Raw genomic sequence first — 14,303 nt, 5'->3', positions numbered from 1 at the left:
TGATGGCAATTGCTGGGTTTATGATAATGCTTGTGTTGTAAAATCTGGTCGTGTTTATGAAAATGCAAGGGTATATGGCAACGCTGTCATTGGTGGTTTTGTTTATGGCAATGCGCATGTATATGATAAAACCCGCGTGTATTTTGGAGCTCATGTTTATGATAATGCGCATCTTTCTGATAAGGTGTGGGTTTATCAATATGCAAGGGTTTATGGGAATGCAAAATTATCAGGAAATGCACGCATTTATAGCAAGGCTGAGGTTTATGATCATGCTGTTGTAAGTAGCTCTTCAAAAATTTATGGCAAGGTTTATGGCAATGCTAGCGTGGGTGGGTATGTTAAGGTCTACGGTTCTGTTTATGGCAATGCTAAAGTGACTGGTTATCACACCATTAGAGGTTTGGTACATGGCAATGCAAGATTAAAAAGAAATGATTATTCATATGTTGAGCAAAACATTTACTATGTATATGGAATTCCTGAAGATTGTGAAATTTATGAAAACGATACCGTTGTAAAGATTGTTGAAAATAAAGCAGCGTAAATAAAATAACGGCGCGGGGGGCTGCTTTATAGCAAAAAAGCCGCGTCCTTTAAGACACGGCTTTTATTATCAAAACAGCTAGCGATCCAAATAAACGATTAAAATAACCAATCGAAATATAAAAGAACATCTCTTTATTGCACAAAACGTATCAAAACGCAAGCTGTTAAGTAAAATAAAAATGGGATTCACACTGTAGATTCAGTGATTTATAATTATCATTTATCAAATCAATTTAAATCATAATGAATAAAATGAACGCTGTTAAATTACCTTCTTTTCAAACAGAAGAACAATCTTCTTTTCGTCAACTGCCCCATAATATTGAAGCAGAGAAAGCTTTGCTGGGTGCTATCATTATCAATAATAATGCTCTTGATAGCGTTTCTGATTTTTTAAAAGCAGAGCATTTTTTTGAACCGTTGCATCAAAGGCTTTTTGATATCATTTCACAAATTATTCAAAGTGGAAAAGTTGCAGATCCCATTACTATTAAGCCCTTTGTTGAAAATGATGAGAAAATTGGTGACATCACTGTATATAATTACGTGGTGCGTTTAGCTACCGAGGCAGTCACAATCATTAATACTAAAGATTATGGAATCGTCATTTATGATCTGTTTATCCGACGCTCTTTAATTAACCTTGGCACTCAAGTTGTGAATAGAGCTTATGATGTTTCTGTAGACCTTACAACATCACAACAAATTGAAACTGTTGAAAATCAGTTGTTTGAATTGGCAGAAAAGGGAAAATATGGGGGTGGGTTTGAAAACTTTAATACAGCCATTGCAAAAGCACTTAACATGGCAAGTGCAGCGAAAAAGCGTTCCTCAAGGCTCTCAGGGATAGCTACCCATATCAAAACACTTGATGAGAAAATGGGAGGGTTACAAGCATCTGATTTGATTATCCTTGCGGGGCGCCCTGCTATGGGTAAAACCTCACTGGCGACCAATATTGCTTTTAATATTGCCAATGCTTGCAAGCGTCATGATAACAGCCAAGCCAATGAAGGGGGTATTGTAGGTTTCTTCTCACTTGAAATGTCATCTGAACAGCTTGCAACTCGTATTATCTCAGAGCAAATAAAGGTTTCTTCTTCTGATATGCGCCGTGGTAATATCTCAGAAGAGCAATTTGCAAAAATTATTCACGCAATGCGTTCCTTACAAACAATCCCTCTTTATATTGATCAAACGGGTGGTGTATCCCTTGCACAATTGGCCGCCCGTGCAAGGCGTCTTAAACGACAACATGGTCTAGATGTCTTGATTATCGATTATATCCAACTCATGACAAGCGGTTCAAAGCGTTCATTAGAAAACCGCGTTCAAGAAATTACAGCCATTACCACCGGATTAAAAGCACTTGCAAAAGAACTCAATATTCCCATCATTGCTCTGTCACAACTTTCACGTCAAGTTGAAAACCGAACCGATAAACGTCCGCAACTCTCTGATTTACGTGAATCTGGTTCAATAGAGCAAGATGCCGACATTGTTCTGTTCGTTTATCGTGAAGAATATTATCTCAAAAATGAAGAACCAAAAGAAGGCACTGCTGAGTATAGCAAATGGCAAGATGCAATGGAGCAAGCCAAGGGTAAAGCCGAGGTTATTATAGCAAAACAACGCCATGGTCCGACAGGAATCGTTCCCCTTGCATTTCAATCCGATTTTACACGCTTTAGTGATTTAGAACATAATGTAAAACATTAAATAATTGTTATTAGCTAACTGAAAACATTGTAAAAACACATAAAACATGTTATGATCTTTACATCATTTAATGGGACTTACAAACATGCTTAATAAAGTGATTTTAATTGGTCATTTAGGTGCCAATCCAGAAAGCAAAACAATGTCATCTGGCATCGAGGTGGTCAATTTTCGAATGGCAACGTCTGAGAGCTATACAGACAAGGCAACCAATAAGAGAATAGACAAAACCGAATGGCATTCCATTGTGGTGTTTAATCCACATCTTGCAAAAATAGCTCTCCAGTATCTGAATAAGGGCAGCAAAGTTTATATCGAGGGGCGACTACAAACCCGTAAATGGCAAGATAAAAACGGTGTTGATCGCTATGTAACAGAAGTCATATTGCCTCAGTACAAAGGCGAATTAAAGCTTTTAGATGGCAAAAATGATGATAATCAAGATCAGTCATCTGCTTATGACAGAAGCATTTACAGACCTCTTGATACGCCCCATACCGTTATGAATGACAGTGTTCCTTTTTAAATAAAAGGCGGTGTTATGAAAAAAAATAAAAAGAGGGGACGCCCTAAAATAGCAGGGCAGGTAAGAGAACCAAACGGACGTATATCACGTGCAAAAGCACCGCGTGAAGCCGTTGATAAATTGGCAATAGAAATGCGTGCAAAGCGCTTCGGTTTAACGCTACAGGAGGCAAAAAATCCACTTTCTGGGTCTTACATAGGGCGGCTTTGCTTGCAAGGCGTGCTTACACAAGAGCAATATGACGCCGCCCAGCAATATCTACAGATAAGAAACGATTACCTTTGTGCAAAAGGCTTGCCTAATGCGATTTATGACGAAATGCCGTCATCTTCAGATGATAAGGCAAGAGATAAGTGGGTAGCATTTGCAACAGAGCAGTTTATAAACACGCAAGAGGCACTAAAAGAAGCCCAATGCCTCTATAGACAGTATAATCTTCATGCTGCGCTACAGTACCTCGTGATAGAAGATCAAATGTTACCACATCTTGTGAATTCGCTGCGTGTTGCTCTTAATGTGCTTCAGAAACATTTTGATCGTAAATGACAATCTCTATTACGGTTTCATTATATCATATATCGTTGGTAAGTCTCTGCAAAATCTAGCGACTTGTTTAGTGTTTTCATAATCACCGGTGCTCACGTCAGATACTACAACTATCATTTGTGTTTTGGGGCTAATGCCAGTTCCAGTCGAATTACTAAGAAATTTTTTTGCATAATAAATCATTGGATTTTTGCTGTTATTGGATTCGTTGTATGCCCACATAAAATCTCTTTCACTCCAATTATGTTCATAACGTAAACGACTTATTACATTGGGTAGCATTGCCCATGACATTTCTTCATTATACTCACCCCGCAATAAATTCACAAAGCGTCCACATAAAATAACGAATACGTGACGATGCAATACAGGATCAAATTTGGAAGGCATCTTATGATGGCCACGGCTGTATACAAATTCTTGTGCTTGGCTTAGCTTATTAAAATGCGTAAAGCCAGTATATTCTTTACTCGCGTATTTGTCGTAAAGTTGATTATACTTCTCTATAGTATCTACACTTGTAAACATACGCGTCAATTTGTCTATAAATCCAAATGACGCTGATGCAGGTAGCGCTGATATAGAAAAGAAAGCTATAAATGTTATGATGCGTGTTATGGATAATGATTTCATTATTTTGGATCCTTAATTATTCATAAGCGCTGTTTAACCGATTCCCTTTGAAATTATCAATATGTGTTATTTTAGTGTTGACAAAGTGTAGCAAATCGTATTTAATGACATTGCTGTACTTGGTCGTACTGTATCTAGACGAGAGGCAGTGCAGTTTGGAATCCCCGCATTTGCGGGGTTTTTTATTATCTGGAGGGCGTATTTTATGACATCAGAAAATACACATCAGGCTCCACAACCCATTAAAAAGCGTATACCACCAAAGGCAGGTCAAGGGCGTGTCAAAGGCGTTCCGAATAAGATGACGCGCATTTTAAAAGAAGCAGTGGTTAAGGCTGCTGAGAATGCTGGGAATAAAATTGGCAAGGATGGTTTGATCTCTTATTTGGAAAAACAGGCTATGGAATGCCCCGCTGCTTATTTAGCGTTGCTTGGTAAGGTGTTGCCTTTACAGGTAACAGGTGAAGATGGGGGAGCCATTAAGGTGATAACGCGTGTAGAAATCGCGCCTTTGGTCAATGACAACACGACAGATTAGTATTGTTCCAAAGCTTATACCGATTTTTACAGATAAGGCTTTGGTGCGTGCTGCTTGGGGTGGACGAGGGTCTGGAAAGACAAGATCATTTGCCTTGATGGCTGCTTTAAAAGGCTATCAATTTGGTATGCAAGGGATATCGGGCACTATACTTTGTGCACGTCAGTTTCAGAATTCTTTGTCAGAAAGTTCATTGGAGGAAATTAAGCGCGCCATTGAAGCACATGACTTTTTAAAGGACTATTACAAGGTTGGGGAGTCGTCGATTAAGTCGATAGATGGTCGTATAGCCTTTCAGTTTTCTGGTCTTGACCGCAATATAGCCAGTATCAAGTCTATGGGGCGTATTTTGCTTTGTTGGGTTGATGAGGCAGAGCCCGTTACAGAGACGGCTTGGCAGACGCTTATACCGACTTTGCGTGAAGAAGGAAAAGATTGGAATGCAGAATTATGGGTGACATGGAACCCGTTGCGAGAGAATGCCCCCGTTGAGAAGCGGTTTCGCTTTTCAGACAATGAGGCAATCAAACGTGTTGAGATCAACTGGTCAGACAACCCGAAGTTTCCCAAGATCTTGAATGAAGCGCGGCTTGATGATCTGAGAAACCGTCCAGAGACCTATAAGCATATCTGGGAAGGGGCTTATCTTACAGCGGTTCAAGGCGCTTATTATCAAAAGGAAATGTTGGCAGCCGAGCAGGAGGGGCGGATAGGGCGCGTTGCTCGTGATCCTTTAATGCAAATACGAGCCTTTTGGGATATTGGGGGCACGGGCGCCAAGGCAGATGCCACAGCGATATGGATAGCGCAATTTGTTGGCAGAGAGATCAGAGTGCTTGATTATTACGAAGCACAAGGACAACCATTATCGGAGCATATAGGCTGGTTGCGTCAAAACGGTTATGAGAAGGCATTGATGGTTCTTCCCCATGATGGGGCGACCAGAGACCGTGTGCACAATGTGAGTTTTGAGAGCGCTCTTAAGCAGGCAGGCTTTCAAACAAAAGTTATCCCTAATCAGGGAGCAGGAGCTGTTAAGATACGTATAGAAACAGTCCGCCGTGTTTTGCCTTCTGTTTGGTTTAATGAAAAGACGACGGTAGCAGGACGTAAGGCACTGAACTGGTATCACGAGAAATGGGATGAGAAGCGCAATATTGGCTTGGGAGCAGAGCACGATTGGTCCAGTCATGGGGCAGATGCCTTTGGACTGATGTGTATTTCATACAAACCACCAAAAGAAATACAAAAGCGACCAGCTTATAGCGGCAGAACGGAATATGAGAGTACCTCATGGATGGCAGAATGATGTATGATGAAGAGCCTTTAGATAAAGAAAGTAACGCATCAGATTTGTCGATAGAAGGCTTATTTCGCAAGCTTGTGAGCTGGTACAAAGAAGATGTGGAGCATGTGAACAAATGGCGTGAACATGCACGGGAGGATTTTGGTTTTTACAATGGTGATCAATGGAATGAAGAAGATTTATCGGCGTTAAAAAAGCAACGCCGCCCCGTTATGACCTTTAATCGTATTGCCCCATTGGTCAATGCCGTTGTGGGGTCAGAGCGTAATAACAAGCGCGAAGTGCAGTTTATTCCCCGTCAAGTAGGGAAGGCATTGCCTAGTGAATTGCTTACCGGTGCGGCAGAATGGTTTCGGGACATGGCGCATGCCGAATACGCTGATAGTGATGCTTTCCAAGATGCGGTTATCTGCGGCATGGGGTGGACTGATACCCGCCTTGATTATGAGAACAGCCTCGATGGTGAACCGGTAATTACGCGTTTAGACCCACTGAAAATGGTCTGGGATAGTGCGGCAGTGCAACCGAATTTAACCGATGCGCAACGTTTGTGGTATGTAGACCGCAAGCCGTTAGAAGTAGCTAAGCAGATGTTTCCCAAATCTCATTGGACAGAGCTGAGTGCAGATTGGGCAAGGGATGGTAGCTCTCATGAAGGTGTTCACCATAATGATCTTGATTATTACAGCGATGAGGGGAGCATTGATGTTGAAAACGGTCGTCGGATGGTTACACTTGTTGAATGCCGTTGGTTTGAAAGCGAGAGGTATTACAAAGCGCCCGATTTAAGCACTGGAGAACTTCGTGATTATAGCGAGGAAGAATTTAAGCAGCTACAGTGCATGATGCCCGATATCCAAGGGGCAGCTTTCAATAAAAAGGTTGTAAGACGTGCTTTTTTAGGGAGAAAATTGCTTGAATCCCCCGATCAACCCATGGTTCCAGCGGGTCAATTGGGTTGGGAGTGTATAACGGGGTATTTTGACAAGATAGAACGGCAATTTTATGGGGTTGTGCGTCCGACAAAAGACCCGCAACGGTGGGCGAATAAATATTTCAGTCAAGTGATGTATATCCTTAATAGCCAATCCAAAGGGGGGCTTATTGTCGAGGAAGGGGCATTTAAGGACATCAGGCAGGCTATGCAAGATTGGACGCGGGCTGATGCGTTGCTAGTTGCTGAAGATGGCGCCCTTGCACAAGGAAAGATCCAACCCAAACCCGTAGCAGAATTTCCAACGGGGTTTTTCCAACTGTTTAATGAAGCTAAGGAAGCAATTAATCAAGTGACGGGTTTATCGCCCGAATTCATTGGCACAAGAGAAGTGACACAAGCGGGTATTTTGGAGGCACAACGACGCCAATCCAGTTTAAATCTGCTTGCTTGTCTGTTTGATGGTTTACGTTTGTACCGCAAGCGGCAAGGTAAGATTATTTTGCACCTTATCCAGAATTACTTGTCCGATGGTCGTTTGGTACGGATATCTGGTGAGGAGAATGCGCAATATATTCCATTGACGCGTGAAGAAGTAACGAGTGTCGAGTATGACATTGTTGTTGATGATGCGCCAACCAGCCCGAATGAGAAAGAGCGCACCTTCGGTATTATCACACAACTGCTCCCATTGCTTCAAAATGCCATTACGCCGGATATTATGCTTGATCTACTTCGTTATTCTCCATTGCCGGCGTCATTACTCAATCGTGTCAGTGAGAAGTTCCAACAGCAACAAATGGCACAACAACAGCAGATGGACCCCGAGCAGGAAATGAAGTTGCAGGAAAAGCAGCAAGATATTGCGGCTAAAAGTCAGATGCAACAGATGGATTTACAAGGCAAGCAGATTGAATTGGTTATGCGTCAAAAGAGAGCAGAATTGGAAGCGGAATTGATGCAACAGAAGCATGAGCTTGAACGGGAGCGTATTCTTAATGAACGAGCGCAAAATCAAATCATGCGTGAAAGAGCGGCAACATACAGAGGAAGAAGCATTTGAGAGAGGTTAGAGAATGAATGCAGAAATGAATGAAGCTATGAATGAAGATTACAGAGTTGGAGCACCGGTCTTTGATGATGAGAGCTCTTTTGATGCCGGCACTTATGATGGTGAAACGATTGATAATGATGATGTCACCTCTCCAGAGCCGGTTGTGCAGTCCGTTGAAAAGCCTTCAGAGATTGTTCCTAATTTAGAACAGCAGCGTATGGAGCAACAAGCCAAACAAGCTCGTGAAGCGCTTGTCAAGCTTTATGAACCCCAATCCCAGACGCCAATGGTTGAAGGTGAAAATGCACCCCCAGACCTACGTGAGGACCCTGTTCGTTTAGTGGCGTGGATGCTAGATAAGATTCAAAAGCAAGATGCGTATATTAGGGAACAGAAAGAAGCGCTAAGACAAGCTGAGGAACAGCAGCAGCATGATATACGTCTTGGTCAGTTTTTCAACAATTCTGTTAAGTCGTTTCAAAATAAATCCAGTGATTTTGGTGATGCGGCAAATTTTCTTTATGAGAAGCGTGCGAAGGAATTGAGTTCTTGGTCGTCACTTTATCCTGAGTATGCAGATCCAAACACAATTTCTGAGATCATAAGGAATGAATTGCGTACGATTGTAGCGACTTGTGCACAAAGAGATCTCAATCCGGCAGAAGAGATTTATAGAATAGCGCAAAATCTTGGCTATCAGAACCAAGGGGTTCAAGCGAATAATCAAGTAGCAGAACTTCAAAGCCGGCAGAATTCTGCGAGAACCTTAACGGCATCTGGTGGAGGGGGCGTGACGGGTCCTATGACTTTAGCAAGCATTGATAGGATGTCAGAAGAAGAATTTGACGCTTGGATATCAAATCCGAAAAATAAAGCAATTTTTCGGCAATTGCATGGTGCTGGTAACGGGTATTAAGAGTGCATTTTTATAGAAATTAGCCTGTTTTATGCAGGGTTATGGTCCGGCTTTTAAGCCGGTTTTTTTTACAGCAAAGAAAGGTAAAATCAATGGCATTAACAACAGTTAGAGCAGATGATCCTCATGCGATAAGCACGTGGTCAAAATTATTAAATACAGAAGTTTCAAAGGCGATACCTATTGCCCCCCTTATAGGCAGGGGTTCAAACAGCATTATTCAACTTAAAACTGAAACACAGAAGGGCAGAGGGGATTGTGTTACATTTAGCTTACGTACACAGCTTTTGGGACGGGGTGTTACCTCAGGACAGACGCTTGAGGGGAATGAAGAGGCATTACAATTCCTTCATGACAGACTATATATTGACGAACTTTCGCATGCAGTTCGTGTAGAAAATGAAGGTAGTATAGCGCAACAACGTACAACGTTTGATTTGCGTGACGAAGCAAAAGATGGCTTAGTTGATTGGTATGCAGATCGCTTAAGCTTGATGTTTTTCATTCAAGCTTGCGGATATACAGCAAGGACAATCTCTTTTGAAGATCGGATGATAGATATCGAGAATGTGCATTATGGATTTAATGAACCTCTGGCACCAAGCAGTAAGCGAATTATCCGTCCAGATGGTAAAACCAAGGATGAAGAGCTAAGTGAAGCGCCAAAACACAGCTTTAGTTTGAAGCTTATTGACGAAGCTGTAAAAATGGCGAAACTTGCTAATCCCAAAATTCGACCAGTACGTGTGAATGGGGAGAGTGTTTATGTTCTCTATTTGCATCCAACACAAGTGATGCAATTGCGTACCAATACAGAGACTGGTCAGTGGCTTGATATTCAGAAAGCTGCTTACACAGGTTCGCGCGCGAAGAACCCGATTTTTGATGGTTCACTAGGTATGTATAATGGTGTGATTTTACGTGAATCTGAACATGTCACCCATGGGGTAAAATCTACCGATCATACAGCGAAAAAAAGTGTGCGTCGTGCTGTTTTTCTTGGAGCACAAAGTATCGTTATGGCTTTTGGAAATAATCGCAATGTCAATCGCTATAAATTGGTGGAAGAGCATTTCGACTATCAACGTTACTATGGTTTGTCTGCGAAAACACTGATTGGCATGAAGAAAACCCGTTTCAAATTTCCAAATAGCTCTCAAGCAGCGCAAGATTTTGGAACGATTGTTATCCCCACCTACAGTGGTGAACCTGATAATTAATCATAGGGAGGAAACAAGACATGGCAGATCAATTACCACCTCCATTACAGGGAAGAAATCTTCACACCCAACAGGTGAGTTTCTTACGTTTGAATATCTCGCATAAAGATAAGCATCTTACGGAAAAAATCGGAATTTTGCCTCGTGGCGCTTTGATCACTTCGATGAAGGCTTTTGTCAAGACCGCGTTTTCTGAGACAAAATTAAAGATAGGTAGCACCTATGGCGGCAATGAGTTTAGTGAAAAAGACATCAAAGCCCAAGGCACGCAAGATTTTACGCCAACAGATCAAAAGTCTTTTGTTGCAGATGATAAGGAGATGACCCTTTATGCAACACGGGATAAAACAACTGCGGCTGGTGAATGTATTGTGGTTGTGCAATTCGCAACAAATCATTGAGGGGATAAGACATGGCAGATTATTTACCACAGCCCTTGCAAGGGAGAAATCTTCATACCCAGCAGGTAAGCTTTTTGCGGCTTAATTTTAGCTATGAAGATAAAGAAAACGCTATGAGAATAGGCACGCTACCTCGTGGTGCTTTGATTACTTCAATTAAAGTGTTTGTGAAGACAGCATTTTCGGACACAAAGGTCAAAATAGGCAGCACTGCTGGAGGGACTGAGTTTGGTGAAGCGGAAATCAAACAACAGGCAGTAAAAGAGGTTAAGCCCACCAATCAGAAGGAATTTGTCCCTTATGATGAAGAGCTTACTCTCTATGCTAAAGCGGATAAAACAGTACAAGCTGGTCAAGCAAGTATAGTCGTTGAATTTGTAACCAATCACTGAAATTGAGGGGAGAGATTTATTAACTCCCTCTCAGTTTATGAAGTAGAAGACTGTACAGAGAGTTGCAAATTAAGGGCAGATAAGACAGCGACTAAGGTAGAAAGTTTAGGGTCACCAGTCTTACTTAAAGAGCGGTATAATCCACTGCGTTCGCGATTGGTTTCTTTTGCTAAGGCACTCATATTTTGTGCTCTAGCAACAATACCAAGGGCATCCGCTATATGAGAGGCATCACCGGTTTTAAAGGCTTCATTAAGAAATGCTTGTTGTACCTCAATGTCTTCAAGATATTCTTCTGGTTTAAAGGGGGTTATTTTCATCACTGTACTCCTCTTTTAACTTTAATGCTTGTTCAATATCTTTTTTCTGCGTTGATTTATCTCCACCACATAACAAAAGGATAAAATCAGAGCCTTTTTGGGTAAAATAAATTCGGTAACCAGCACCATAGTGGATACGTAATTCACCTATACCATTAAAGAATTTAACATCACCGAAAAGACCCTGTTTTAAGCGGACAATACGTTGAAGAATAATAGCCTTAACGCTTTTATCTTTAAGTTTCTTAAGCCAAGTATCAAATTCTATCGTTTTATGAATGAATACCATTTGAGTACTATACTACACAAAATATATAATATCAATAGTTATAATTTTTACTGAAAGGTATTTTGATGACACGTCATTATATTCGGGTTAAGACCGGAGGACCGATACCTGTAAAGCGAGATGTTTATCGTCATAAGAGAACACTTTCGCACTTAGTGTCGGTTATTCAAGATGAGATTGATGACATAGCCGATGAGTATGTTCAACAAATCCAAGAAAGCATTTTTGCAGCCATTCGTTTTTGTGAACGAGAGACTTTTTACTTTAACGAAAGCCGTGATGTGGTGTTTGAGACACGGGCGGGACAAGGTGTTTATGATGCAAGCACTACCCGCCCTATTGAAACAGCTGTTAAAATAAAAAACGTTTATCTAAGCTCTGATCAACATCATAAGTTTGCATTGGAGTGTAAGGACCATGTTTCTTTAGAGCCTTTGTTATCATCAGAGCAGCAAGGAACGCCGGTTTGTTACAGTTATTTTGATAGGAAATTACATCTTTATCCCACGCCGGATAGAGCCTATCAGATTCAACTAATTCTCTCTCCATTGCGTTTATCAGAGATAGATAGTGTCGATGAGGAGCACCCATGGTTTGTGCACGCGTTTGATTTGATTAAGGCGCGTGCAAAATACGAACTTTACAAGAATATCTTGAAAGACCCCGATTGTGCAACGGCAGCTTACAATGACTTTAACGAACAGTTGCATGAATTGCGTGCAGAGACGTCTCAACGTCATAACGTGACCAGAATAATACCAACGGATTTCTAATATGGTTTATTTTCCAGTAGCCGATTACAGACCAGATGTTGCGGTTGTCAACGGTAGCTTTACGGATAGCCTTGTGAATGTTTTACCAGCAGATGGCGGTTACATACCCATGCCTAGTGCAATGGTTGTGTCTCATGCTTTGGAAGAAAAGCCCTTGGGTTCAATCGCCTTTAGAAGTGGCAATGGTGTTAAGATAATCGTAGGAGGCAAGCAAAAGCTTTACAGTTATGATAGTCAAACCAAAGGTTGGAAGGACATTAGCCAAAGTGGTGTGACCTATCAAGCAAATGAAGAGAATAAATGGTCGTTTGCTCTTTTTAAAAACATGGTTATTGCGGTGAATAAAAATGATAAACCGCAAGTTTTCAAGGTCCTTAGTTCTGAACGGTTTGAAGATTTAGAAGGAAATCCACCGAAAGCGGGATTGGTCAAAATTTGGGGACCTTTTGTTTGTTTGATGCAATTGACAGATAATCCCAATCGCATTCATTGGTCTGGAGAAGGCGATGAAACTCTATGGGAGACTCAATATAATGTTAGTGGTTATATGGATTTCCAAGATGGAGAATACGTTCAGGGGGCAACAGAAACAACCAATCCCCTTATTTTTCTTCGTTCTGCTATTTATGCTGGTTCTTTGACGTTAGGTTCCAAGAGCCCGTTTGCTTTTCAAAAGATCCAAGACAAGCGTGGAGCGCGCAGTGCAGCCTCTATAGCGTGTCGAGGGAGTGATGCTTTTTTTGCGAGTGATGGTGGCTTTTATCAGATCAGTGCTGATGGTCAACTTTTGCCGATAGGCTTTGAGAAGGTTGATAGAACGGTTTTTAAAATCTTTGATAAGTTTGCTCTTGATGAGATGCAAGGGGTTATAGATCCCATTGATAACCGGATTTACTGGTCCTTAAAGAGAGGCAATAACGAGCAAACGACCTTTGTCTATGATTGGGGATTGCAGAAATGGTCGACGCTACAAGGGAAGCCTTTCACGTTCTTTCCAGTGTTTACGACAGGTTATACTTTAGAACAGTTAGATGAGATCTCGATCAATCTTGAGTCCTTGCCGGCTTCTTTAGACAGCCCTCGTTGGCAAAGTGGCGCGCCAATGCTTGGTGCTTTTGATGATAACAATCGGCTTGTTATGTTTACGGGAGCACCGATGGAGGCAACGGTTGTTTCGCAAGAAATGGGGGCACCAGATGGAAGTTTTAACTTTATCACGAAGATGTTTGCTGAAGTTGATACGACGGAAGGTCTTTTAAGCATAGGAGAGCGTCGGCTTCGCAATCATCAGACGCCGATTACATGGCACCAAGAGAGGGCATGTTCATATGTCACGGGTGCTTATCATGGTCGTTCGCGCAATCGTTATCACCGCTTTAAATTGCGCATTCCTGAAGGTGTTCATTGGAACCAAATCACAGGATTTAATGTGGATTTACGTCCTTTAGGCAGAGGGTAATGGCAAAAGTCTTTTTGACCACGTCTTGGGATATGGAGCGTATAGCGCCTTATCTGGAAGACATCATTGCATCCTTTAGAGAGTATGTAGAGCGTTTCAAACATGAAATCACGTTGCAGGAACTGATTGAAGCGATTTGCAGTGGCAAGAAACAGTTATGGCTTGTTTTGGATGACGACGAGCGCTTTTTAGCGGCATTCACGACCCAGATACAGCAGACAGTTTTAGGAAAGAAGCGCGCACTGATTTGTGAATGTAGTGGGAAGGGCGTTCTTGATCAAGTTGATAATTTGAAATTTGTAGAGGATTGGGCGCGTGAGAATGGTGCTTCTGAAATGGAGATCTTGGGTCGTTTAGGTTGGAAGCGTGCACTAACCAAGCAAGGCTATAGCATAGGTATGCTTTATTATAGGAAGGAATTGTGACATGGGGAGCAGTAGACCAGCAACGACAGAACAGAAGCAGGTGCAGACAAGCGCCCCTCCTACTTGGACAAGGTATTGATTTATAATGATAATTCACTGTTTTGTATGTTGAATGAGAGTCCCGAATAACGTAGGATTCTCTCGTTTCAAATCTGTTTATCTTGAATCAATCAAAACCACTCATTTGCACATAACAAGTGGGATGAGTGTATGGATAAAAACTGTATAAGAAAGGACTAAAAATGGCTCTTATGAACCGTCTTAATGCAAGGGCTGTCGCAACATTGGGAGCTGGCAAATATA

At 41.6% G+C, this 14,303-nt stretch carries 17 protein-coding genes; 14 read left to right on the top strand and 3 right to left on the bottom strand.

Annotated features, from left to right (window positions below):
• From ACFIK7_RS04600 to ACFIK7_RS04585, 4 genes are all read left to right on the top strand, one after another.
• Positions 1-547, top strand: a 547-nt coding sequence (locus ACFIK7_RS04600; protein WP_375663008.1) for a hypothetical protein, incomplete at its 5' end; no start/stop codon positions are given.
• 254 nt (positions 548-801) lie between these two features.
• Positions 802-2,268: a replicative DNA helicase gene (locus ACFIK7_RS04595; RefSeq protein ID WP_375663007.1), complete on the top strand. Its 1,467-nt coding sequence runs from the start codon at positions 802-804 to the stop codon at positions 2,266-2,268.
• An 85-nt stretch (positions 2,269-2,353) separates the two neighbouring features.
• On the top strand, positions 2,354-2,794 hold the full coding sequence (gene ssb, locus ACFIK7_RS04590) for a single-stranded DNA-binding protein (RefSeq protein ID WP_375631940.1): 441 nt from the start codon (positions 2,354-2,356) through the stop codon (positions 2,792-2,794).
• Between the two features lie 15 nt (positions 2,795-2,809).
• Complete coding sequence (locus tag ACFIK7_RS04585; RefSeq protein ID WP_375663006.1) at positions 2,810-3,340, top strand: hypothetical protein; 531 nt, start codon at positions 2,810-2,812, stop codon at positions 3,338-3,340.
• Positions 3,341-3,349: 9 nt separating this feature from the next.
• Here the strand turns inward: ACFIK7_RS04585 and ACFIK7_RS04580 are convergent, their stop codons facing one another.
• Positions 3,350-3,973 carry a hypothetical protein gene (locus ACFIK7_RS04580; RefSeq protein ID WP_026017333.1) on the bottom strand — a complete coding sequence of 208 codons (624 nt, stop codon included), beginning with the start codon at positions 3,971-3,973 and terminating at the stop codon, positions 3,350-3,352.
• A gap of 205 nt (positions 3,974-4,178) precedes the next feature.
• Here ACFIK7_RS04580 and ACFIK7_RS04575 point away from each other — a divergent pair, with 205 nt between their 5' ends.
• From ACFIK7_RS04575 to ACFIK7_RS04545, 7 genes are all read left to right on the top strand, one after another.
• Entirely contained in the window at positions 4,179-4,511 is a 333-nt protein-coding gene (locus ACFIK7_RS04575) for a hypothetical protein (protein ID WP_375663005.1), read from the top strand.
• Positions 4,492-5,820: a PBSX family phage terminase large subunit gene (locus ACFIK7_RS04570; RefSeq protein WP_375663004.1), complete on the top strand. Its 1,329-nt coding sequence runs from the start codon at positions 4,492-4,494 to the stop codon at positions 5,818-5,820. Before ACFIK7_RS04575 ends, ACFIK7_RS04570 begins: the two co-directional genes overlap by 20 nt.
• Positions 5,805-7,814 carry a portal protein gene (locus ACFIK7_RS04565; protein ID WP_375663003.1) on the top strand — a complete coding sequence of 670 codons (2,010 nt, stop codon included), beginning with the start codon at positions 5,805-5,807 and terminating at the stop codon, positions 7,812-7,814. The genes ACFIK7_RS04570 and ACFIK7_RS04565 overlap by 16 nt, the downstream gene beginning before the upstream one ends.
• Before the next feature lie 13 nt (positions 7,815-7,827).
• Entirely contained in the window at positions 7,828-8,721 is an 894-nt protein-coding gene (locus ACFIK7_RS04560) for a hypothetical protein (RefSeq protein WP_375663002.1), read from the top strand.
• 92 nt (positions 8,722-8,813) lie between these two features.
• On the top strand, positions 8,814-9,941 hold the full coding sequence (locus ACFIK7_RS04555) for a N4-gp56 family major capsid protein (protein WP_375637952.1): 1,128 nt from the start codon (positions 8,814-8,816) through the stop codon (positions 9,939-9,941).
• Between the two features lie 20 nt (positions 9,942-9,961).
• Positions 9,962-10,342, top strand: coding sequence for a hypothetical protein (locus ACFIK7_RS04550; protein ID WP_375663001.1), 381 nt, complete (start codon positions 9,962-9,964; stop codon positions 10,340-10,342).
• An 11-nt stretch (positions 10,343-10,353) separates the two neighbouring features.
• Complete coding sequence (locus ACFIK7_RS04545) at positions 10,354-10,734, top strand: hypothetical protein (protein WP_375637192.1); 381 nt, start codon at positions 10,354-10,356, stop codon at positions 10,732-10,734.
• A gap of 35 nt (positions 10,735-10,769) precedes the next feature.
• On the opposite strand, the gene ACFIK7_RS04540 is transcribed toward ACFIK7_RS04545, so the two are convergent.
• The gene (locus ACFIK7_RS04540) at positions 10,770-11,054 is read right to left on the bottom strand and encodes an addiction module antidote protein (protein ID WP_375621740.1); all 285 of its coding nucleotides are present in this window, start codon (positions 11,052-11,054) and stop codon (positions 10,770-10,772) included.
• A complete protein-coding gene (locus ACFIK7_RS04535) occupies positions 11,035-11,343 on the bottom strand; it encodes a type II toxin-antitoxin system RelE/ParE family toxin (protein ID WP_375624281.1) in 309 nt (102 codons plus the stop codon). The genes ACFIK7_RS04540 and ACFIK7_RS04535 overlap by 20 nt, the downstream gene beginning before the upstream one ends.
• A 65-nt stretch (positions 11,344-11,408) precedes the next feature.
• On the opposite strand from ACFIK7_RS04535, the gene ACFIK7_RS04530 reads away from it, so the two are divergent.
• From ACFIK7_RS04530 to ACFIK7_RS04520, 3 genes are read left to right on the top strand one after another with little or no spacing between them, the layout of a single operon-like run.
• Positions 11,409-12,116, top strand: a complete 708-nt coding sequence (locus ACFIK7_RS04530; RefSeq protein ID WP_375658327.1) for a hypothetical protein — start codon at positions 11,409-11,411, stop codon at positions 12,114-12,116.
• Position 12,117: 1 nt separating this feature from the next.
• Entirely contained in the window at positions 12,118-13,575 is a 1,458-nt protein-coding gene (locus ACFIK7_RS04525; RefSeq protein ID WP_375663000.1) for a hypothetical protein, read from the top strand.
• Complete coding sequence (locus ACFIK7_RS04520) at positions 13,575-14,000, top strand: hypothetical protein (protein ID WP_273791515.1); 426 nt, start codon at positions 13,575-13,577, stop codon at positions 13,998-14,000. Before ACFIK7_RS04525 ends, ACFIK7_RS04520 begins: the two co-directional genes overlap by 1 nt.
• Positions 14,001-14,303: the final 303 nt, after the last annotated feature.

The organism is Bartonella sp. CL266QHHD, assembly GCF_042195355.1.
Taxonomy (GTDB): domain Bacteria; phylum Pseudomonadota; class Alphaproteobacteria; order Rhizobiales; family Rhizobiaceae; genus Bartonella.
This window is presented reverse-complemented; position numbering and strand designations above follow the sequence as displayed.